The sequence below is a fragment of the Pantoea sp. SM3 genome, assembly GCF_000963995.1.
Taxonomy (GTDB): Bacteria; Pseudomonadota; Gammaproteobacteria; order Enterobacterales; family Enterobacteriaceae; genus Pantoea; species Pantoea rwandensis_B.
On sequence record NZ_JZRD01000021.1, the window covers coordinates 21,278 to 43,365 of the forward strand.

Genomic DNA, 22,088 nt, shown 5'->3' on the forward strand with positions numbered 1-22,088 from the left:
TCACCGGCATTATGTTTTGAGCTTCATCACTCAGCATATGTCTAGTATATGCCCAGCTTTGACATATGTATATGCCCTGTTCTCTTCATCAGAAAAACACCAGAATGTGACATTCGAAGCCGTAAGTTCGGGGTGACATTAGCGACATGAAAGACATTTCTTGTTTTCATTTTTCCTTCGGTGGGTAAAGAAACGTGAAGTAACCTACGCAGGCACTGGGTTCCGCTAACCTTGGTAGAACACGATCTTTAACCTGCCGGGGAAACCATCATGTCGAAGACGAATTTACTGCTAAAAACGCCACTGCTGCTGTTGACCATTTGTTCAATAATGAGTCTTAACACCGTTCGTGCGGCTGAAGAGCCCCTGTTTCAGCCTCTATCGCCGAAGGTCTCAGACCTCACTCAATATCGCTGGCACAATCGCCCTCTGGTGATCTTTGCCCCATCAAAAACCGATCCTGCTTATGTCACGCAGATGGCGATGCTGGAGAAGCAGAAAGCGGAATTGGCCGATCGCGATATCATTGTGTTCAGTGATACCTCACCAAAAGCCAATGGCACTCTGCGTAAACAGCTCAATCCGAAAGGATTTGAAGTGGTGCTGGTTGGAAAAGACGGTGGAATGAAACTACGCGAAACAACACCTCTGAATACTGAGGTGTTGCTCTCAACCATTGATAAAATGCCCATGCGTCAGGCCAAACTCAATTAATGAATGAGACGGGTTTACTCGACATCCAGCAGTGAGCCCGTTTTATAAAAACGTTTACCGGCGATGTAATGCAAACTGCGCATCTCGTCTGGTGCGTCCTCGAATAACCAGCGCCCTTCTTTAAACACCCGGCTATCCGCCCAGGCACCCTTGATTTCACCGATGAACAAATCGTGGTCGTTCTGATTTTGTTCGATAGGTATCAACTCGCAGTACAACCAGGCCGCACAGCCAGCCACTAAAGGGAGATGACTTTCAGGTAACTGGAAGAACTCGACGCCAGCTGTGGCCAGCTTATCTGACTGCTCAGCGCGGGAATGCGTACCGAGATAATGAACCATCTGCGCCTGGCTGACGGTTGGGACATGTATAACGAATTTCAGGCTTTGCTCAATCAATTTACGCGTGAAGGTGGATTTATCCAGCACAACCGTCAATTTTGCCGGTTTGAACTCTAATCCACATACCCAGGATGCGGACATCACATTGTCAATCCCGTCATGGCGGGAGGAAACCAGTGTGGTTGGGCCATGGTTGATCAGGCGATAGGCTTTTTCCAGCTCAACAGATTCAATATGGGCATTCATAGATTCATTTCATCGCTTAAATTTCAAAGGCCTTTATTGTCGCCTGGTCAATTCGACTTTGCCAATCTCCAGCCATCACTTGTGCAAATCCTCTGCACCCCACGAGTGCAGTCATTGCTCCATCTTAAGCGTTTATAACGGCGTCATGGCTGTGCCAGCGCCTGTACCGCAGTCATTAAGCCTGGCGCGTTTCTTGCGTGTAACAAAAGGTTTCCCACCGCTGACGTTGCTTTCCCATTCATCCAAAGAGGTTTTTGCTATGGAATTGAAATGGTTTGAAGATTTTCTCAGTGTTGCACGCTGTTATAGCTTTACCCGCGCCGCCGACGAACGACATATCACGCAATCGGCGCTCAGTCGGCGCATCCGCCAGCTCGAAGAGTGGCTGGGTGTGCCGTTATTTGATCGTAAAACCTATCCGGTTACGCTCACGCCTGAGGGACAAACCTTCCTCGCGACCGCCAGCGAAACGGTATTTTCCATGTCGCATCTGCGCAATGATCTGCACCAGCGCTACAGTTCGCGCACTGCGGTATTACGTTTTGCGATGCTAAATACCCTTTCACTGACGTTCTTTCCTGACTGGATCCAGCGATTAAATCTGCAGCCCAATCTCAGCTTTATCCGCCTGTGCAATCAAAAACCGACTTTCGCTGAGCACATCTCCACCTTACACAGCGGTGAAACCGATTTTCTACTGACTTACGCGCATGATGCGGTGTCGCTGATACATCAGCTGGCGGCGTATCCCATGGTGCAACTGGGCCGTGAGCGTGCCATTGCCGTATGTCGCCCGGATAGCAGCGGCAAACCACTCTATCCGGTGCGCGCGGATAGCGGTCCGATTCCGTGGTTGAGTTATGGACAACATACCTTCTTTGCTCATGCGCTGGCGCAAATGCTCAGCAAACGCCCGCTTCCTCTTGAAGCGGTATATGAAAATGGTATGTCGGTGAATCTCAAAGCCATGGTCCTGGCCGGTGGCGGCGTGGCGTGGTTGCCTCTCAGTCTGGTGCATGAAGAGCTGGCCACCGGCAGTTTAGTGCGCGCCGATGACAGCAGCTGGGATATGTCGCTGGCGATTCGGCTCTATCGTCAACCGGTTCTGCAAAATCCTCAGGCTGAAAAACTGTGGCTGCGTGCGTGTGCCAGCGAGACAGCTAATGCGGCCTGACACAAAACTATGCCGTTTTGGAATGGGGAGTGTGAATTGCTCATTGGCCTTACGCTGATGATTTACTCCATGCTGGGGCTTCAGAGAGACGAAAACCTGACCAACCAAGCTGGGGACTATCATGGAAAACAAAGCGTTAGTCTGGAAGTGGGTAGAAGAATATCAAGGGGTATTTTGTGAACTGAGCGATCGCGTCTGGGGCATGCCGGAAATTTGCTATACCGAGTATCGTTCGGTGGCTGAACACACCGCGATGCTAAAACAGCAAGGATTCCGCGTCACAGAAAACGTGGCCGACATCCCCACTGCGGTGATGGGAGAAGCCGGTGAAGGCGGTCCCATCATCACTTTCCTCGGAGAATATGATGCCTTACCAGGATTGAGTCAGGAAGCGGGCGTGGCACGTTATTCTCCGCTGCCGGGTAACGGTCATGGTCACGGCTGCGGGCATAACTTGCTGGGATCGGCTGCCATGCTGGCGGCTACTGCGTTGAAATCCTGGCTTGAAGAGACCGGCACACCGGGCCGCGTTCGCTATTATGGCTGTCCGGCAGAAGAAGGCGGTGCAGCCAAATCCTTTATGGCGCGTGCTGGCGCATTCGATGGCGTCGATGTCGCCATCACCTGGCATCCAAGCGCGCATCATGAAGTGGCAAAACCTCTTTCTCTTGCTAATACCCGTATGGATTTCGCTTTCCGTGGCCGCTCATCCCACGCTGCGGCTTCTCCACATCTTGGGCGCAGTGCGCTGGATGCCGCCGAATTGATGAACGTTGGCGTACAGTTCCTGCGCGAACACGTGCCGCAAGATTCTCGCATCCATTACGCCTTCCTCGATGCCGGTGGTGTGGCTCCCAATGTGGTACAGGCAAAATCTACGGTGCGCTACGCCATTCGCTCGCGCGATGTCCATGCGATGTTTGAACTGAATGAGCGGGTCAAGCGCGTGGCACAGGGTGCCGCCATCATGACCGATACCGAAGTGGATATCAGCATCATGAGCGCGGTATCCAACCTGCTTGGCAATCGTCCGTTAGAAGAAGCGATGCAGCGAAATCTGGAAGCGCTGGGTCCGGTGCCATTTGATCAAGCCGACCTCGCCTTTGCAGCTGAAATTCAGGCCACGCTAACAGCGGAAGAAATTGATAACTGCTACCGCAAAACCGGTGTGAAACCCGCCGATCCTAAACCCCTTAGCGATTACATCATTCCGCTCGATACCCACGGAGAGGTCATGATTGGCTCCACCGATGTCGGTGATGTCAGTTGGGTGATCCCGACCGTGCAGGCGCACGTACCCACCATGGCCATTGGAACCCCTGGTCACTCATGGCAACTGACCGCGCAAGGCAAAATGCCAGCCGCACACAAAGCGTTGGGGCATGTCGCTAAAGTCATGGCCGCGACGGCGGTCGACGTGCTGACCGACAAAATACTGATGGCGCAAATGAAGAAAGCCCATTTCGAGCAGGTCAGTGAAAAACCCTATCACTGCCCTATTCCAGCTGAGGTGAAACCACCGATTCAGCCTCGCCCGGAAACTCTGTAACGCCTCAGGAGAGATAGATGAAAAACAAGATGTTAACTGCCGCATTGACGCTGGCAGCGACCTGCTGCGCTTCAGCACAGGCCGCAACGCCCGCCGATTCTTTAGTGATGGCGTGGAACATTGATGCCATCAGCACCTGGGATCCGGCGCAGATTGGTGAAGTGGTCACCAGTGAAATCTATTCAAACACCTGTGACACGCTGGTTGATTTTCGTGTCAGTGATGAAACGCAACTCGATCCTGCATTGGCCAAAAGTTGGGATGTCTCTGCCGATCGCAAGACCATCACCTTTCATCTTCAGGACAACCTGAAATTTGCCGATGGCTCAGCCGCAACGGCCAGCGACCTGGCGTGGTCGATGCAGCGCGTAGTGAAACTGGGCTACGGCAATGCGGCTGCTATCAAGGAGTATGGCTTTGATAAAGATAATGTCGACTCACGCATTAGCGCGCCCGATGACAAAACGCTGGTGATGCGTTTCGATAAAGCTTACCCCACCAATCTGGTGCTCCAGGCGATTGCCGCCAACAATGTCTCTTCCCTGCTTAACCGCAAAGAAGTTGAAAAACAGGCAGTGGATGGCGATCTGGGACACAAATACCTTTCTACTCATACCGCCTGTGTTGGGCCTTATCAACTGGTGCGCTGGAATGCCGGTGAAGGTGTGGTGCTACAGGCCACCCCGAACTACTGGGGAAAAGCGCCGGTGCTGAAGCGCATTCTGATTCGTCATGTGGCTGAAACCGGCACTCAGCGTCTGCTGGTGACGCAGGGCGATGTGGATATCGCTCGCGATCTCTCAGCTGACGATCTGAAAACGCTCGATCAGGGCGGCAAAGTGAAAGTGGAAAAAGTCCTGAAGCCACAGCTGTTTTTCTGGACCTTCAATAATGAAGACCCCATTTTCAAGAACGAAAAAGTACGTCTCGCCATGCGATATCTGATCGATTACGACGGGTTAGCGAAGAGCGTGATGCCTTATCTCGGCGTGCCGCGCGCCAGTTTCGTTCAACAAGGGGCGTTTGGTGCGCTGGATGCCAAACAAGGTCAGCCTTTCCACCTCGACCTGGATAAAGCCAAACAGTTGCTGACGGAAGCCGGTTATCCCAATGGTTTTAGCACGGCGGTGTTGTTTGGCACCCTGCCGCATTCGGCGCCAATCGCGCAAAGCGTACAGCAGAATGCCGCCAAAATCGGCGTGAAACTCAATCTGGAACGCATGGCTAACGCTCAGTTGTTCAGTCGGGTACGCGGCCGTGAATTCCAGAGTGCCATGATGGCGTGGCAAACCTCTGTGCCCGATGCCTACGGTAATGCCTCGCGTCTGGTTTATAACCCTGACAATCGTAAAGAAGCGCGTGCCACGCAATATCCAAGCTGGCGTGCCGCTTATTACGATCCGCAGATGAATCAGAAAGTGGAAACCGCGCTGTTAGAACCGGATGACACCAAACGCGCTGCACTGTATGGCGATCTGCAGAAAGAGCAGATGCAAAAAGGGCCTATGGCGATCATGTTCCAGATGTACAACACCGCAGGAATAAACCCAACGGTGAAAAACTGGACCTGGAACGGTTTTCGCGTTTGGTACGGTGCCGCAAGTAAATAACGGAGGTGGCAGATGTCACAGGTCATGATGCCCGTTGCACACAACACCCCTTCCGCTGGCTGGCGTCTGATAAGACGCCTTGCTCGTGGGCTCATTTCGATTGTTTGCACGCTACTGGGGTTGGTGGCCCTGACCTTCTTTATTGGTCGCTTACTGCCTATCGACCCAGTGGTCGCGATCATCGGGGATAACGCCAGTCAGGAAGCCTACGACAAGATGTTTCATCAGTTGGGGCTGGATCAACCGTTGTGGCACCAATTTGCCGACTACGTCTGGCAACTGCTGCACCTCGATTTTGGTATCGCTTTGACCACCAGCCATCCGGTGGCGCAGGATATCGCGCGCGTCTTCCCCGCTACGCTGGAACTGGCAACCGTGGCGGCCATTATTGGCGTTGGTTTCGGTATTCCCGCTGGCGTGCTGGCGGCAATGTACCGCAACACCTGGTTCGATCATCTGATCCGCTTCGTGGGGCTACTCAGCTATTCCACCCCGCACTTCTGGCTTGGGCTGATGGGATTGCTGCTGTTTTACGCCACGCTCGGCTGGATTGGCGGACCAGGACGCATCGATTTTATCTACGAGTTCGATTTACATCCGGTGACGGGATTCTGGCTGATCGACAGCGCACTGAGCGGAAACTGGGAAATGTTCCGCAACGTGTTTGGTCACATCATTTTGCCCGCATCGATTCTTGGCTTAAGCGCACTGGCTTACATCAGCCGTATGACGCGTAGCTTCATGCTGGAACAACTGTCGCAGGAGTACATCATTACCGCTCGCGTGAAAGGTTTGTCGTGGGCGCGATGTGTTTGGGTGCATGCATTCCGTAATATCGCTGTGCCCACGCTGACGGTAGTGGCCCTTTCCTGGGCCTGGCTGCTGGAAGGCGCAGTACTCACCGAAACCGTATTTGCCTGGCCTGGCTTTGGCCGCTACCTGACCAACGCACTGCTGGCGGGCGATATGAATGCGGTCGTCGGTTGCACATTGCTGATCGGCGCCATTTTTGTCGCAATCAATCTGCTATGCGATCTGCTTTATCGTCTTTTCGATCCGCGTACGCGTCAGGAGGAAGCATGACCGATTCCGTCAACAAATCGATGCGCGTTAAACCTTCGCGTAACTTACGCGCCTGGCTGCGCGATCCTGCGCCACAGTCACCGTTTCAGGCACACATGCAGCTGTTATGGATTCAGTGGCGACGCTTCTGCGCTAACCACTCGGCACTCTTTGGTCTGCTGGTACTGTTGATGATTGCTGGCGCGGCGGTGTTCGCGCCCTGGTTAGCCACTCACGATATCTATGCCCAAAACCTTGCCTTCCGCCTGCAACCGTTTTCTGCTGAGCACTGGCTGGGCACCGACGAATTGGGTCGAGATATTTACAGCCGTCTGCTGTATGGCGCGCGAATCACGCTGTATATCGCGGGCTTAACCGCGTTGATTATCACACCCATTGGCTTACTGGTCGGGACCAGCGCGGGTTATCTCGGCGGTTGGGTCGATACGGTGCTCATGCGTCTGGTAGACATCTTCCTGGCCTTCCCCAGTTTGATTCTGGCGCTGGCGTTTGTCGCGGCATTGGGGCCAGGCATCGAGAATGCGATCATCGCGATTTCTCTCTCCGCCTGGCCGCCGATTGCCCGCCTTGCACGCGCCGAAACTCTGGCAATCCGTAAGATGGATTACATCGCAGCGGTGCGCTTACAAGGGGCATCCGCCTGGCACATCATCGTGCGACATATCATCCCCATGTGCCTGCCTTCTGTCGTCGTGCGCGTCACCCTTAACATGGCGGCGATTATCCTTACCGCCGCTGGACTGGGTTTCCTGGGTCTTGGCGCGCAAGCTCCCAGTCCGGAATGGGGTGCAATGCTGGCTTCCGGCCGCGAGTTCATGCTGAACAATGGCTGGATCGCTGCCATTCCTGGATTAGCAATATTGTTCACCAGTCTCGCCTTTAACCTGCTGGGTGATGGCCTGCGCGACGTAATGGATATCCGCCATGAATAATCTGCTACAGGTGAAAAACCTTAATATCGTGTTTCGCAGCGCGCACGGGGAGCACCGCGCGGTACGTGACGTCTCTTTCCATGTCGGACGTGAGAAAGTCGCGATTGTCGGTGAATCCGGTTCGGGAAAATCACAGACCTGCCGTGCGTTACTGCAGCTGACGCCCAAAATCGGTCACGTCACCGCCGATCAGATGCAGTTCGGTGATATCGATCTGCTCAACAGCAGTGAAAAGCAAATGCGCCAGATTCGCGGAAATCGTATTTCGATGATCCTGCAGGATCCCCGCTTCTCGCTTAATCCGCTGATGCGCATTGGCGATCAGGTGGCGGAAGCCTTCAGACTGCATCGCCGGGTCAACAAAAATGAAGCCAATGCGCGCGCATTAGCGATGCTGGAATCGGTGCATATTCGCGAAGTGGCGAAAGTCGCACGACTCTATCCGCATGAGATTTCTGGGGGTATGGGCCAGCGCGTGATGATCGCTATGATGCTGATCCCCGAGCCGGATTTGATCATCGCCGACGAACCTACCTCTGCACTGGACGTGACGGTGCGCCAGCAGGTACTGAGCATCCTGAATGAACAGTTGGCACGCCGTCAGACCGGCCTGCTGTTTATCAGTCACGACCTTAATCTGGTCTCTCGTTTCTGCGATCGCGTACTGGTGATGTACGCCGGGCGCATCGTCGAAGAGATTCGTGCCGATCGTCTGGAACAGGCACAGCATCCTTACACGCAGGCATTACTTGCCAGTCAGCCACGTCTGCATCATCCCCTTGATACGCTGCGTGTGCCGACCCGAGATGCCAGTTGGCTCACCGGCCCCTATTTTCGTGATGGAGTCGCATTATGAATCCCATTCCAACCGCACAACGCAGCATCGAAATGGTGGATGTCAGTATTGCATTCGGTCAGGGAGCGCATCGGCGGCAGGTGGTTGATAACGTAAGCCTGACGCTGGCACAAGGAGAGTGTTATGGTCTGATTGGTGAATCGGGGTGTGGAAAATCCACTATTTTGCGCGCGCTGGCTGGTCTGAATCACGATTATCAGGGCCATATCCTGTTCAATAATCGTGAACAGCAACCGCAGCGAGATAAAGCCTTTTATCGCCAGGTGCAAATGGTGTTTCAGGACCCTTACGCCTCGCTCCATCCGCGAAAAATGGTGTGGGCCAGTCTGCGTGAACCGCTGAAGCTGCATGCCATGGATCACCATGAAGCACGCATCAGCGATGTGCTGCACGCGGTCGGACTGTCCGATGCCTTCCGTTATCGTTATCCCCATCAACTTTCTGGTGGTCAACGTCAGCGTGTGGCCATCGCGCGGGCCCTCATCCTGGAACCTTCCGTGCTGTTACTGGATGAGCCAACCTCAGCGCTGGACGTCTCAGTTCAGGCGGAAATCCTCAATTTACTCAGCAGCATGCAACGGCAGCGCAGCCTCACTTATTTAATGGTGACGCATGATTTGGCGGTCGTAACACACCTGTGCCGCCGCATCGGCATCATGCATCATGGCAAGTTGCTGGAAGAGCTCAGTGCGGACAGCGTGCGTCAGGGGGGAGCACGGGAAATCTATACCCGCGAGTTTCTGGCGGCGAGTGAGGCGTGAACCTGTGCTCAACTTAAAACCATGAGGCTTTGCCATGTTACGCACGCTATTTACCGTATTGGACAGGGAGACATCATCATGACGCTTATCGAATCTCTGGCACAGTGGTGTGCCACTCCACCGCCCTTTTCTCTTCGTGCTCGTGAACTGGCGATTGACGCCATCACCGATACGTTGGGTTGCATGGTGGCTGGCCGTAGCGACTTTTCTACCCAGGCGGTGCAGCAGGCATGGCCACAGTTGCCCCGCAGCCAGGCGCTTGATGCACTGTTCAACGCCACGGCCGCTCACGCTATCGACTTTGACGACAACTTTGCACCGGGCATGAGTCACGCCTCGGCCGTACTGGTGCCGGCACTGCTGGCCGTGGCGCAAAACAGCGACGGCACATCTTTGATACGCGCTTATTTAATTGGTCTGCAGGCACAAGCCTTTATTGGCGAAGCTATCTGCTACCAGCATTACACTGCCGGCTGGCATGGCACTTCCACCGTTGGCTGCATTGGCAGCGCGGCCGGCGTTGCTGCCCTGCTCGGCCTGGATGCAGCAGGGATTGCCCGTACGCTGAGTATCGCAGTGAGTCTGGCCAGTGGCGTAAAAGGCCAGTTTGGTACGCCAGTGAAACCTTTTCATGCCGGGATGGCGGCGCGCAATGCCGTTGAAGCCGCTACGCTGGCGCAAACCGGCATGCAAGGTCGTCTCGACATCATTGAGTGCGCTCAGGGCTTTGCGGAACTCTATGCCGGTCAGTTAAGCCAACCTTCTCTGCCCGGCGCTGAGCCGCATGTCATTGAGCAAATCGGTGTGATGCCGAAAAAATATCCGTGCTGCGGCTCAACCCACCGCATTCTCGATGCGATTGCCGATATCCAGCAAAAGCGTGTGTTGAAGATTGACGACATCGAAAGCGTGCACTGCCAGGTGGGGATCGCGAACTGGCGCAATCTTGCCTACCACCAGCCGCAGGATGAAATGCAAGCGCGCTTCTCGATGCAATATTGCGTTGCCATGATGCTCAGGAATGGCACGTTGAGCGTGCAGGACTTTACCGCCGCCAGCGTAAAACACCAGGCGGATGCACAACAGTTGGCGATGATTACCCTCGCGCCATGGACAGCGGATCAGGAGGCTGAAGACAGAAACCTGCCGCATATCCTCACCTTGCGTTTCAGGGATGGTCAGGAAATTGTCCACGCCAGATTGCGGGCGCGAGGTGCGCTAGACGAACCTTTCAGCACCGACGATCGGCAGACAAAATTCTTAGATTGTTGTGCAGCGCTACCCCAGGCAGAATCGCTTTATCAGCGCCTAAAGGAATTAGCGCAGCAAGCTGATTTAACGTTTATACGTCAGTTGATGGTTTAACCCTGACACTATGGGCAGCAGCCATCGTTGGATGGCTCCGTTTCATCGCAGGAGAAAACGATTTAGTGCGGCGGTGAATCGGATCTGTTGAGCGGCACCGAATCACCGCTAAATTTATAAGCTCGGAAAATATTTTCACTTTTTTTGCAATATTCACATCGCTCATTCGTCTACCTCAGTACGGGCCAATATCGGCTACTGTAATGAGGAATAACAACAATGAGAGATTTTGATATGCGCAGACAACATCACCGTGGTCACTCTTTTGGTGGTCATCGCATGATGAAACCGCTGTTGCTCGGCGTGGTGATTATCGCGGCACTTGGGCTGCTGGTGATGTCGCTGTGGAATGCCGTGCTGCCTGCCATCATCGGCGTGAAGGCGATTGGGTTCTGGCAGGCGATTGGGCTGCTGGTATTGTGCCGCATTCTGTTTGGTGGCTTAGGTTTCCGCCCCGGCATGTTCGGTATGGCGCGTCGTCGTATGCACGAACGCTGGATGCAGATGACCCCAGAGCAGCGCGAAGAGTTTATGCAACATCGCCGTGAACGTTCGCACCGTGGACGTCGCGATCGCTGTGACTGGCATGGCCGCCACGATGATGCGCGCTCACCCTCCGACGAGGCTCCCGCTAAATCGCCAGATGCAGAGTAAACGCCATGGCGCAGGATTCTCTGCTGATGTCCGCGTTGAACGCCTGTCGGGCAAAATTGAGCGCATTTATCCGCGGCCGCACTTCGGTACGTGAAGATGCTGACGATATCCTGCAGGAAGTGACCTACAAGCTCATGCAGGTCGAGCAACCGGTGGAAAATGTCGCGGCCTGGTTATTCCGTGCGGCACGCAATGAAATGACCGACCGGGCGCGAAAGAAGCGTGAACTGCCGCTAGCCGATCTGTTGAACGGCGATGAGGAGGCGGATGTTCCCGAAGATGAGCTAGCTGAAACGCTATTTGGCGTGCCGGAAACGCCGGAAGATGAGTATCTCAAAGCGCTGTTATGGGAAGAGCTGGAGGAAGCCTTAGCGGAACTGCCCCCTGCTCAGCGCGAGGTGTTCGAAAAAACGGAGTTGCTGGGTTACAGCTACAACGAGCTGTCTGAAGAGAGCGGCATCAGTGTCCAGGCACTGTTATCACGCAAACACAAAGCGGTGCTTTCCCTGCGTACACGATTGCGCAATCTTTATGATGAACTCACCGCTGAGTAATCATGTTTATTTCGGATGCTGAACGAGCATGGCTGCTATTTTCCAGCAGATAGCAGCCAGCCTGCTCAGATTACCACCAAACGGCCTCTTCCTGCGGCGCCAGGATATTCACCGCTTGCCCAATCACTGGCAGTGACAATTTAATTTTTTGATCACGCGCCAGTGCGGCTATTTGCCTGAAGGGATCATCCCAGTGATGGAAAGCCAGATCGAAAGCTGCGTTATGAATGGGCATTAACCATTTGCCCTTTAAATCCTGAAACGCCCGGATGGTATCCGTTGGCAACATATGAATATCCGCCCACCGGCTGTCATAAGCCCCATTTTCAAGGCAGGCAACATCAAATGGACCGTATTTATTGCCGATTTCTTTAAAGCCCGGAAAATAGCCGGAGTCACCACCAAAAAATAAACGAAACTCATCGGTGATGATGCTCCATGAACACCACAAACGTTTATTGCCGTCAAACAAACCACGACCAGAGAAGTGCTGCGACGGCGTGGCGACAAAATGAATTTCACCCACATCGGTAGATTGCCACCAATCCAATTGCGTAATCTTGTCTTCAGCAACGCCCCACTTGGCCAGTAAATCGCCGACGCCTAGCGGTGCGAGGAAATAGCGCACACGATCTTTCAACTGCATGATGGTCTGGTAATCCAGATGGTCATAATGATCATGGGATAAAATAATGCCCTCAATAGGCGGTAAATCGCTCAGCTCGATGGGTGCAGCCTGAAAACGCTTTGGTCCGAGCCACTGAAAGGGAGACGCCCGCGAGTTAAATACCGGGTCAGTAAGCCAATATTTGCCTTTCAATTTGAGCAGTAATGATGAGTGCCCCAGACGAAACACACTGTTGTCAGCTGACGCAGTAAGTGTCTCGGCCGTGATCGGCTGCACAGGTAATGGCTGCTGCGGTACGGTTTCTTTCGGTTTATTGAACGCCAAATCCCAGAACATCTTTAAATATTCACCGAACTTCAAGGGCTGACGTGGCGCAACATTGGTGAAACGCTTGCCATCAAACTGCGCGGATTGCGGATAGCCCTTGATGGCGCTGCGGGAGATGCTTGAACAATTCAACATTGATCTTTTACCTGGCCGGATGCGATGCCCCACAATACCGTTTTTTGGTGAACCCTATATGGCATAACGGGCGGTCTGGTCAAGAAATTCAACCTTCAGATGACTTTTCATTTCATGATCGCTAGAGTCACTCTTTTGTTTGATTTTATGAGGGAAAATGAAACCTTTATTTGTATACGGCACCTTACAACCGGGTCATTCAAATGCGCATATTCTGGAAAATATCGGTGGAGAGTGGCAGCCCGGGACGGTCAACGGCATCTTCTATGAACGCGGCTGGGGTGCGGCAGCGGATTTTCCCGGCATTGTGCTGGACAACAATGCGGGTCATGTTAAGGGCTCACTCTTCTTCTCAGAGTATCTGACTGCGCATTGGCCAATGCTGGATGAGTTTGAAGATGGCTATGATCGTGTGGATGTTGAAGTCACCACCCCTGAAGGAGCAAAAATCATCGCGTGGATTTATCAGTTACAGCCGAAACAGGCCTGATTTGCCCTGCTCTTTTCCAGCCTAATGCGGGTGCCACGCCCACGATAAAGTCACTGATAATCTGTTGATATTCGGCGTGGCTGAACGCATAGGGCAACTCCACGCGGAACTCGTCCACTTCGCGCAGAATCGGATTGTTAATTAACTGCGCGACAATTTCCTCACTGCTGCCCACAATATCCTGCGAGAAAAGAGTGCGCTTCGGCCCCTGTGGCTCCAGTGTGCGCTGATAGCGGCTGGCAGCAAAATCCTGATAGCGCTTGATGGTGGATGGGCTGGCACTCTCGTTAGGGATGATAACGCGGCCAGCTGCAATGCGCGGTCGATGGATGCGTCCGCTGCCCAATATTGTCTAAAGGTACGAATTAAGGCCAGTTGAGCCTCATGATAATCGAGGCTGACTTCTGCTGATGTGAGATTTCCGATCAGCAAATTGAACTGGTTTTCAGCGGCCCATTGAATAGAACGATGTGAGTTGCCGCCATACCACAGGCGTTGCGCGAGTTGGGGTGCGGCGGGCTGCACTCTGGGCCGCTGGCGATTACCGGGTGAAAGGATAACCGTCTCATCATCGCCAAAGTAACGTCCACGGATGTTAAGTTGTAATCGTTTAAGGCGTTCATAGCTGAAGTCCTGCTGCTGCCAGTCACCGTGAAACACCTCATCGCCAATCAGCTCAACGTGATTGGGGGTACCTGCACTCAGCCCGACATTCAGTCTGCCAGCGGATAATACCTCCACGGTCATAAGGTCTTCCGCCAGACGAAGTGGGCTTTCATAGCCCATTTGGATCACGGCACTGCCTAACTCAATCGTTCGCGTCCGCTGCGTGGCGGCAGCTAAAAATACGCTGGCGGAAGAGACGCCATGTTCCAGGTGACGTTGACGCACCCAAGCGCCGTTATAGCCGAGTTGTTCACCCAAAACGATTAATTGTAAGGTCTCTTCCAGCCCCTGCTGTGGCGCATCATCCGCATAGTTGCCTGGTGTAAGAAATGAAAGGTGTGAGATGTTAACGGACGGCATGACTATTCTTCCTTTATCGATCAGCATCCACAAATTATGGCGGTGACCCTTTTAAGGAAGAAATAACCTATTCAGCATTGGTTATCTGATTATTCACTCATCTCACGCTCTCCGAGATGCCAGATTTTCTCTGCATAACGGCCTATCAGTGCGAGTGAGGCTGCAAGCACCAGGAAGAAAACAACCTTGTGTAAACCATCCCAGAAATATTCGAAATAACGGGTATACAAATTGATCGCCAGAAATGTGATGCCAAAGCGACGCAGCCTGCTGTCATCGGTTTTTGTGGTGGTTTCACACATTAGCACGTATCACGCCAGGCTAAAATTAATACAAACCGCATGATGGAGCGTTGAGATGATTAAACTTTGCACCGCTTGTAGCACTTCCTACGAAGATGATGCGAGCATCAGGCATTGTAAGATTTGCGAAGACGAGCGCCAATTTGTGCCGGTGAGTGGGCAGCATTGGCTGGCACTCTCTGATTTGTGCGCTACCCACCAAAATAAATGGCAGCAACATCAGCCAGGATTATTCAGCTTACAAACCGTACCTGCTTTTGCCATCAATCAGCGTGCATTTTTATTACAAACCGCGCATGGCAATATTCTGTGGGATTGTATTGCCAATTTAGACTCAGCAACAGAAACCTTGATTCAGGCTTTAGGCGGTATTGATGCTATCGCGATTTCACATCCTCACTATTACAGTACGATGCAGGATTGGGCAGCGACGTTTGATGCGCCGGTATATTTGCATGCGGATGATCGGCAATGGATTATGCGTCAAAGCCCGTCTATTCAGTGCTGGCAAGGCGACGAACTGGATATCATACCGGAGGTTAAACTGTTGCGGCTGGGTGGGCATTTCGCAGGCGGGTCGGTACTTCACTGGGCAGAGCGTGGTGGCATATTGCTGAGTGGCGATATTGTGCAGGTGGCACCAGGCGCCAATACGGTTTCCTTTATGTGGAGTTATCCCAATATGTTACCGCTCTCAGCCTCTACCCTGAGCACACTGGTTCACAGACTCGATAAGGTGAGTTTCTCGCAAATCTATGGTGCTTTTGCCGGACGAGAAATTACCCAGGATGCTCAGCAGATTGTCAGGCAGGCAGCGGCGCGTTATCTCGACTGCCTGCGATGAAGTTTATTTCGCTAATCCGGTATTGACGCGTTTACCAATCTCTTTGAGCTGTGAATACTTTTCAAGCAATGCCGGGCCATCATCAAGACTCATGGCAAACATCCATAAATAGGTCATCACGGAATAAATGTGCCCTGCGCTCATTCCGCCTTTTAACGCCATCACCGTAATCGTGATGCCAAACAGCAGTGCTGAGGCAACACCAATCGATAAGTAACTCATCGCTTCACGATCGGACAGACGGATGCGCACCCGTGCCAGGAAATGATAATGCCGATGCAGTTTCTGTTCTCCAGCACTGCTAACAAAGCCCACTTCCCGTTCAAGCCGGTCGTTCATACGCGCAATTAACGCTTCATTGGTGCGCGTGTAATGTGGCAGAAAGCTAGCGAACAACACCAAGATTGTCAGGCAAACTAAGCCCGCCCAGGGTTCGATGGTCAACAACATCACCACTGCACCACACATGGATGCGGTAGAGGTGATCAGCATAGGCAGGTGTGTTTCGAAAAAATCAACGAATTGTCGTGACAGTGTCACCCTGGCAGCAATGGCAGAATGGCTATGCGCCTCTTCGCGCTGCGCAAGGATCACAGGCACTGCAAGACTTGCGTAGATCCGCGCAAAAGTGCGCGTATCCATGGTGCGACGTGCGGCACCAATCATCCACATCACCAATACCAAACCGGCATAGAAAAGACCATGTAGTGCGTGGCCGTGCATGATGGCGTTAATCGCGAACCCCGCCAGCAGTGGATAAAGCAGATAAACCACATTTTCAGCGATGACCAGCATGAGCGTCAGAAGTAGTTTTTTCTTGTTTCGTTTTGCCAACACTTTCAGGGTATTGAGGGCGCTGTGTGACGCCACGTTTTCGAGGTTTTCAGGTATGATTTGCATAAGATTAGGTTCAAATTGAGCTTTTGAGCGATTGCTCAAAAGTGGTAAAATTGTATTTGAGCGATCGCTCAAAGTCAACGGTGGTGGTGATGAAAGAGACAACAGCAGAGTTGCGTGAAAAGATCCTGGACACAGCGGTCGCACTGTTTATTGAAAAGGGATTGGAGAATGTGAAAACGCGCGAGTTAACGACGCAACTCGGCCTGTCACGCAGCCACATCTATCACTATTATCCCGACTGGGCGACATTGTGCCTGGAAGCCTGTGGCCGATTTGCGCAGCGTGATTTGCAGGTATTTACCCGGGATATTGAACAACTGCCCTTCACTGAACGCCTGGAAGCGTTTATCAGTAGCTATTTACCGCAGGAACCGGATGCGGTGTGGCAGCTGTATAGTTCTCTTTGGCGTAAAGCGACAACTGAACCGGCGTATGCGCAATTGGCCACGCAATTGACACAACATTGGCAAGCATTGATGGCGGGAATCATAGAGGATGGCATCCGTGCAGGTGCATTTCGTGAAGCAAACGCCCAGCAGGTGGCACGTCAACTCAGCGCGATGTTAAATGGCTATGCGGATTTACTGATTGTGGTGCAACAAACTGAAGCGCGGGAACAGGCGATAAACGATTTACGTGCCTTTATTAAACTCGCGCTTTGATTTGTCGAAAAATCTGTTTCAGGAAGTGGTTAATGAATTATCAGTGGTGGCGACAAAATAGGCATCGCGTTTTTCAATCGTGACACCGCGATCGCGCCAATAGGCTGCCATGTTGAAAAACGCATCGCTGGTGAGATTGAAGCCAATAATAACTGAAGAGTGCTTACCGCTACTGAGAAACTTGTTCAACTGCTCCATATTCAACGCTTTAACAGACTCCATCATCTTCTCCCGATCTATAACAAGATAATCTGCTTCAACAGATTATCTTGTAAGTATCAGGACGCACAATGCAGTTATATTAATATTACGTTCTGCGAAAATTCTAATGACATTCGACATTTTCCACCCCGCCAAGCCGCAAAAATTCTGATAAATGAGATCGATCTCAAGTAGATAACAAGCCTCAGTTCGCAACTCCGAGCCTGAAATCTTCTGTTTTTCTAAATTATTTCCTGTTGGATATATCAGCAAAGCACAATGTCAGTCACGGGGATTAATGACTAAAAAGTATGATTGAGCGATTTTTTGAGCTGCATGAAATTCAAGCGAACGCGCTCCCAGCGGATGTACAGACGTCCAGACGTATATTATAGTCCTTCCCCTACGTTTCTAAGGGACCTGTGTCATGAAAAAAATTGTGCTTTCCACCCTGCTCGCTGCCGCCGTTTCCCTGCTCAGCGCATGCGATAACCAAAAAGATAATGCCATCAAAGTTGCGATTAATACCGGACCTGATAAGGCGATCTGGCAGACCGTGAAGCAGGTAGCGCATGATAAGTATCATCTGGATGTCGATGTCGTTGCATTTAACGATTACGTGCAGCCAAACGAGGCGCTGCGCAATAAAGATGTTGATGTCAACGCCTTCCAGAGCCTGCCTTACCTGGAAATGCAGTCAAAAGAGCGCGGCTATAAATTTGCTGTCGTTACCAACACCTTCGTGTTCCCGATTGCAGGATACTCGCGCAAGATTAAAACTCTGGCCGAGTTGCCTGAAGGCGCCACTGTCACTATTTCTAACGAAGCGACCACGCTGGGCCGCAGTCTGCTATTGCTACAAGCACAAGGTCTGATCAAAGTGAAGCCGGAAGCGGGTCTGCTGCCGACGACACTGGATATCACAGACAATCCTAAGAAGCTGAAAATCGTAGAAGTCGATACCCCGCAGTTGGCACGTACGCTTGACGATCCGCAGGTTTATATCTCGATCATCAATAACAACTTTGCTGCGCTGGTGAATCTTTCTGCCTCGCGTGACGGCATGTTTATGGAAGGCAAAGCCTCGCCATACGTGAATGCCATTGTGGCGCGTGAAGACAACAAAGACAGCGCCAACGTGCAGAAATTGAAAGAAGCCTTCCAGTCACAGCAAGTGCTGGATAAAGCTAACGAGATTTATAAAGGCGATATTATTAAAGGCTGGTAATAGCCTATTATAGGGGCGTCCTACAGGACACCCCTATAAAGGCTCGGCTTGAAAGGTTTAGCAACAGATAGCTCAACTGACAATCATCATGTCATATCAGCATTTCGCGTTGAGGTTATTTAAAATCCACTTCCATTAATTCCGCAATGGTTGCATCTTTCGTCGAAGTGACGCAGCGATGTAGATAATCAGTGAATTTTGACGATGGCGGCATGCCCAACTCCAGCAATTTATCATTGCTGAAAACCACATTGAGCTTTGAGAAGTGGCCATAGAGATTCATCGCTCTCAACACAATACGCTCGTTGCAGGGGCCAAACAGAGACGAGAAGCTTTTCTTACTTTCAGCTAACTCACGGTAGTTGACCTTTTGATACGTCTCTGCGACCGGAATTTGACCTGAGGCCTTTGCCATCGCTTTATCAATTTCGGCGAAGGTCACACTGCTGTTGAGGCCAGCAGAAATATGAATAATACTTTTATCGACGTTCTCGGCGGTCAGCAGTAATTCCAATGCATCTGCGCAGTAATCCACTGGCACCACATCAATGCGGTCCTCAAGTTCACACATGAACTTACCCAGCGTGAGGGCCATGCGGAACACCCAGAAAATACTCGGCGATGGGGTGCAGCCATGATCGGAATGGCCAACCACGATAGAAGGCCGAGCAATGACCAGTGGCAGATTCGGCAGCGATTCGGTCATCATTTTTTCCACCGTGGCTTTACTCCAGGTGTATTCCACAATGTGCTGATCGCGCAGCGTATTCAATTCGCTTTCGGTCACCAGGGTATTGGCTTCTGGGGCGCAGGACATGGCGGTTCCTACGTGAATGAATCGCTTCAAACCACTCACCTGGCTCATACGGCGGGCAAACTGGAACGTCCCTTCGACGTTCACTTTCCAAATATAAGGGTTGGTACCAAATGAGGCGACGGCGGCGCAGTTCATCACATGTGTCACCGCATCCAGTCGCGGATCGTCCGTGAATCGTTCCGGCTCAGCCAAATCCCCGATTAAAATATTTTCTGTAGTTAACGTATTCAGCAAACTGGCATCCACACCGAACTTGGCCAAATTACCTTGAAGCCGGGTCAATCCTTCGGACGGTGAATCACCGCGCACTAACAGAAGCAAACGGTTATTTTCTCTTTTCTTTAATAAATTCACGGTAACCGCGCCGCCCAGGAAGCCAGTCGCGCCAGTAACAAGAATCGTATTCATAGTGTTGATCTACAGGTCAGTTTTGATCAAAAGGATTGCGTCGAATGTAGATCAGGCAAGATAAATGGCGGATAAATGCGTTTGGGTGGTGGTGGGAAAAATACGTTCCGGTTAGTAACCGTTTAACTGTGGTGAATTTATGATCGCCAGTCGTCAGTTTGCTTCTGGTTTATCGACTATTCTGAGATCAAAAAGTAAACCGAGATATAAAAATGTCGTAAAAATTTCACTGCCGGGCGTAAAAATGCAGTGCATAAAATCGCCACCTGCTATTCACCTGGCAGGGAAAAAGGTATGTTCGCCGTCATACACAGCCATCGCTGCTCCACGCTGAAAAGAAACAGGAAATCTATGAGTCAGACCGAGAAACAATCTCTGCCTGCTGGCATGCTGGCCGCCGCAGGGATCGTGTTTGGTGATATCGGTACCAGCCCGCTGTATACCTTGAAAGAGTGTCTTTCAATCTTGCCCGATGGCTCTCTATCCACCGTCGCCGTCATGGGCTTCTTATCGCTGATTTTTTGGGCGCTCACACTCATCGTGACATTGAAATACGTCTGTTTTGTCATGCGGGCCGACCACGACGGCGAAGGCGGCATTTTGACGCTGATGTCATTGGCTCGCCGCAATGTCAGCCCTAAAATCGGCCATATTATTGTGTTAGCGGGGCTCACCGGTGGGGCATTCTTTTACGGTGACGGGATTATTACACCAGCGATATCCGTGTTATCCGCGATTGAAGGGATGGAAGTCGTTTCACCGCACCTGGACAAGTTTGTCGTTCCCCTGGCGGTCGTGATTCTGACGCTGCTTTTTATGATCCAAAAACATGGCACGGAGAAAGTCAGTAAAGTGTTTGGCCCCGTCATGTTTATCTGGTTTGTTTCGATTGGCTTATTAGGGATTCGCGGGATCGCACTCAATCCCACTGTGCTCCATGCACTCAGCCCTTCCTACGCACTGACGTTTTTATTGACGCATAAGGCGCTTTCCTTTGCCGCGCTCGGTATGGTGGTGCTGGCAGTGACGGGTGCCGAAGCACTGTATGCTGACATGGGGCACCTTGGTAAAGCGCCAATTCGTATGGCCTGGCTGGTGATTGCGATGCCCGCGTTAGTGCTCAACTATTTTGGACAGGGCGCGTTGGTTATCGCCGACGCTAAAGCCATCAATAACCCTTTCTTTAACCTTGCACCTGGCTGGGGGCAGATCCCGCTCATCGTACTCTCAACGCTCGCCACCGTTATCGCGGCACAGTCTGTGATTTCTGGTGTTTATACCTTGACGCATCAGGCGATTCGCCAGGGTTTCCTCCCCCCGATGCGTATTGTGTTTACCTCACATACCGAATCCGGGCAGATCTATATTCCGGTGGTTAACTGGCTGCTTTTTGTCGCAGTCACCGTGATCGTGCTGGCGTTCCGCCAATCCTCAGCCCTCTCCTCGGCGTACGGTATTGTGGTGACCGGCACCATGGTGATCACCGCTTGTCTGGCTGGCGTGGTGGCGCTGCGTAACTGGAAATGGCCGCTACCGCTGGCATTGGTGTTTCTCATCTGTATGCTGACCATTGATATCCCCCTGTTCGCCGCCAACTTGATGAAGTTGTTATCCGGTGGATGGGTACCGGTGGTCATGGCGCTGACCATGATGGGATTAATGCTGATCTGGAGCACCGAGCGTAATCGATTAATTAAGAAGTTGAATAACGACCCTGAAAGCCTTCAGGCATTAGTGAAATCACTGGAAACTAATCCGCCGAGTCGCGTGCCGGGAACGGCGATTTTCCTCGCTCGTAAAGAGTTTGAGATTCCACAAGCCCTGCTGCATAACCTCAAACATAACCGCGTGCTGCACAAACGCGTGGTGTTGCTGAATATTCGTACCACCGATACCCCGCGCGTGCACAACCAACAACGTATTACCATTACGCAGTTGTCACCGTCATTCTGGCAAGTTACGGCGGCGTATGGGTGGCGTGAGGTTCCTTCAATGGCTGAAGTGCTGCATTTATGTGGGTTAGAAGGCTTTGGTTGTACCGTCAATGAAGCCTCGTTCTTTACCTCACACGACACACTGGTGATGAAAAAGCGCAAAGGGTTGGCGCGAGTTAAAGGTGGTATCTTCCACTTCTGCCAACGTAATGCGTTACGAGCACATGAACAATTCAACATTCCACCGAATCGAGTGATCGAGTTAGGTGGACAACGCGAGTTTTAACAAAATGGGGCGCATAGTGCGCCCCAACTGATTAAATAGTCCGCCCTAAATGTAAGCAGAT

At 51.9% G+C, this 22,088-nt stretch carries 22 protein-coding genes and 1 pseudogene; 16 read left to right on the forward strand and 7 right to left on the reverse strand.

Features of this window, described 5'->3' with window-relative positions; translation table 11 throughout:
* The first annotated feature begins 270 nt into the window (after positions 1-270).
* Positions 271-714 carry a DUF4174 domain-containing protein gene (locus tag VI01_RS13310; RefSeq protein ID WP_052697008.1) on the forward strand — a complete coding sequence of 148 codons (444 nt, stop codon included), beginning with the start codon at positions 271-273 and terminating at the stop codon, positions 712-714.
* Positions 715-728: 14 nt separating this feature from the next.
* Here VI01_RS13310 and VI01_RS13315 read toward each other — a convergent pair whose 3' ends face one another.
* On the reverse strand, positions 729-1,301 hold the full coding sequence (locus tag VI01_RS13315) for a flavin reductase family protein (protein ID WP_045815539.1): 573 nt from the start codon (positions 1,299-1,301) through the stop codon (positions 729-731).
* A 259-nt stretch (positions 1,302-1,560) separates the two neighbouring features.
* On the opposite strand from VI01_RS13315, the gene VI01_RS13320 reads away from it, so the two are divergent.
* The 10 genes from VI01_RS13320 to VI01_RS13365 all read left to right on the forward strand — a co-directional run bounded on the left by VI01_RS13320 (position 1,561) and on the right by VI01_RS13365 (position 11,839).
* Complete coding sequence (locus tag VI01_RS13320) at positions 1,561-2,475, forward strand: LysR family transcriptional regulator (RefSeq protein ID WP_045815679.1); 915 nt, start codon at positions 1,561-1,563, stop codon at positions 2,473-2,475.
* 121 nt (positions 2,476-2,596) lie between these two features.
* Positions 2,597-4,024, forward strand: coding sequence for a M20 family metallopeptidase (locus VI01_RS13325; protein ID WP_045815540.1), 1,428 nt, complete (start codon positions 2,597-2,599; stop codon positions 4,022-4,024).
* Positions 4,025-4,041: 17 nt separating this feature from the next.
* Positions 4,042-5,634, forward strand: a complete 1,593-nt coding sequence (locus VI01_RS13330; protein ID WP_045815541.1) for an ABC transporter substrate-binding protein — start codon at positions 4,042-4,044, stop codon at positions 5,632-5,634.
* Positions 5,635-5,646: 12 nt separating this feature from the next.
* Complete coding sequence (locus tag VI01_RS13335; RefSeq protein WP_045815542.1) at positions 5,647-6,717, forward strand: ABC transporter permease; 1,071 nt, start codon at positions 5,647-5,649, stop codon at positions 6,715-6,717.
* Complete coding sequence (locus tag VI01_RS13340; RefSeq protein ID WP_045815543.1) at positions 6,714-7,649, forward strand: ABC transporter permease; 936 nt, start codon at positions 6,714-6,716, stop codon at positions 7,647-7,649. Before VI01_RS13335 ends, VI01_RS13340 begins: the two co-directional genes overlap by 4 nt.
* Positions 7,642-8,505 carry an ABC transporter ATP-binding protein gene (locus VI01_RS13345; RefSeq protein ID WP_045815544.1) on the forward strand — a complete coding sequence of 288 codons (864 nt, stop codon included), beginning with the start codon at positions 7,642-7,644 and terminating at the stop codon, positions 8,503-8,505. The genes VI01_RS13340 and VI01_RS13345 overlap by 8 nt, the downstream gene beginning before the upstream one ends.
* Positions 8,502-9,266, forward strand: a complete 765-nt coding sequence (locus tag VI01_RS13350) for an ABC transporter ATP-binding protein (RefSeq protein WP_045815545.1) — start codon at positions 8,502-8,504, stop codon at positions 9,264-9,266. The genes VI01_RS13345 and VI01_RS13350 overlap by 4 nt, the downstream gene beginning before the upstream one ends.
* A 78-nt stretch (positions 9,267-9,344) precedes the next feature.
* Positions 9,345-10,631 carry an MmgE/PrpD family protein gene (locus VI01_RS13355; RefSeq protein ID WP_045815546.1) on the forward strand — a complete coding sequence of 429 codons (1,287 nt, stop codon included), beginning with the start codon at positions 9,345-9,347 and terminating at the stop codon, positions 10,629-10,631.
* 219 nt (positions 10,632-10,850) lie between these two features.
* The gene (locus tag VI01_RS13360; RefSeq protein WP_045815547.1) at positions 10,851-11,285 is read left to right on the forward strand and encodes a hypothetical protein; all 435 of its coding nucleotides are present in this window, start codon (positions 10,851-10,853) and stop codon (positions 11,283-11,285) included.
* Positions 11,286-11,290: 5 nt separating this feature from the next.
* Positions 11,291-11,839: an RNA polymerase sigma factor gene (locus tag VI01_RS13365; protein ID WP_045815548.1), complete on the forward strand. Its 549-nt coding sequence runs from the start codon at positions 11,291-11,293 to the stop codon at positions 11,837-11,839.
* A 70-nt stretch (positions 11,840-11,909) separates the two neighbouring features.
* Here the strand turns inward: VI01_RS13365 and VI01_RS13370 are convergent, their stop codons facing one another.
* Entirely contained in the window at positions 11,910-12,929 is a 1,020-nt protein-coding gene (locus VI01_RS13370) for an MBL fold metallo-hydrolase (protein WP_045815549.1), read from the reverse strand.
* 157 nt (positions 12,930-13,086) lie between these two features.
* On the opposite strand from VI01_RS13370, the gene VI01_RS13375 reads away from it, so the two are divergent.
* On the forward strand, positions 13,087-13,419 hold the full coding sequence (locus tag VI01_RS13375) for a gamma-glutamylcyclotransferase family protein (protein WP_045815550.1): 333 nt from the start codon (positions 13,087-13,089) through the stop codon (positions 13,417-13,419).
* A gap of 141 nt (positions 13,420-13,560) precedes the next feature.
* On the opposite strand, the gene VI01_RS13380 is transcribed toward VI01_RS13375, so the two are convergent.
* Positions 13,561-14,472 (reverse strand): LLM class flavin-dependent oxidoreductase, encoded by a 912-nt coding sequence (locus VI01_RS13380; protein WP_231638529.1) that lies wholly within the window; start codon positions 14,470-14,472, stop codon positions 13,561-13,563.
* A gap of 62 nt (positions 14,473-14,534) precedes the next feature.
* Positions 14,535-14,729 (reverse strand): annotated as a pseudogene (locus VI01_RS13385) (DUF2157 domain-containing protein); the annotation flags it as partial.
* A 73-nt stretch (positions 14,730-14,802) separates the two neighbouring features.
* Here VI01_RS13385 and VI01_RS13390 point away from each other — a divergent pair.
* Entirely contained in the window at positions 14,803-15,591 is a 789-nt protein-coding gene (locus tag VI01_RS13390) for an MBL fold metallo-hydrolase (RefSeq protein WP_045815552.1), read from the forward strand.
* 3 nt (positions 15,592-15,594) lie between these two features.
* On the opposite strand, the gene VI01_RS13395 is transcribed toward VI01_RS13390, so the two are convergent.
* Positions 15,595-16,491, reverse strand: a complete 897-nt coding sequence (locus tag VI01_RS13395; RefSeq protein WP_045815553.1) for an ABC transporter six-transmembrane domain-containing protein — start codon at positions 16,489-16,491, stop codon at positions 15,595-15,597.
* Between the two features lie 89 nt (positions 16,492-16,580).
* On the opposite strand from VI01_RS13395, the gene VI01_RS13400 reads away from it, so the two are divergent.
* On the forward strand, positions 16,581-17,153 hold the full coding sequence (locus tag VI01_RS13400; protein ID WP_045815554.1) for a TetR/AcrR family transcriptional regulator: 573 nt from the start codon (positions 16,581-16,583) through the stop codon (positions 17,151-17,153).
* 18 nt (positions 17,154-17,171) lie between these two features.
* Here the strand turns inward: VI01_RS13400 and VI01_RS13405 are convergent, their stop codons facing one another.
* A complete protein-coding gene (locus VI01_RS13405; protein WP_156149360.1) occupies positions 17,172-17,378 on the reverse strand; it encodes a hypothetical protein in 207 nt (68 codons plus the stop codon).
* Between the two features lie 403 nt (positions 17,379-17,781).
* Between VI01_RS13405 and VI01_RS13410 the strand changes: the two genes are divergently transcribed.
* Entirely contained in the window at positions 17,782-18,582 is an 801-nt protein-coding gene (locus VI01_RS13410; protein WP_045815556.1) for a MetQ/NlpA family ABC transporter substrate-binding protein, read from the forward strand.
* Positions 18,583-18,697: 115 nt separating this feature from the next.
* On the opposite strand, the gene VI01_RS13415 is transcribed toward VI01_RS13410, so the two are convergent.
* Positions 18,698-19,807, reverse strand: coding sequence for an SDR family oxidoreductase (locus VI01_RS13415; protein WP_045815557.1), 1,110 nt, complete (start codon positions 19,805-19,807; stop codon positions 18,698-18,700).
* A 351-nt stretch (positions 19,808-20,158) separates the two neighbouring features.
* Between VI01_RS13415 and kup the strand changes: the two genes are divergently transcribed.
* Positions 20,159-22,027 (forward strand): low affinity potassium transporter Kup, encoded by a 1,869-nt coding sequence (kup, locus tag VI01_RS13420; protein ID WP_045815558.1) that lies wholly within the window; start codon positions 20,159-20,161, stop codon positions 22,025-22,027.
* The last annotated feature ends 61 nt before the right edge of the window (positions 22,028-22,088 follow it).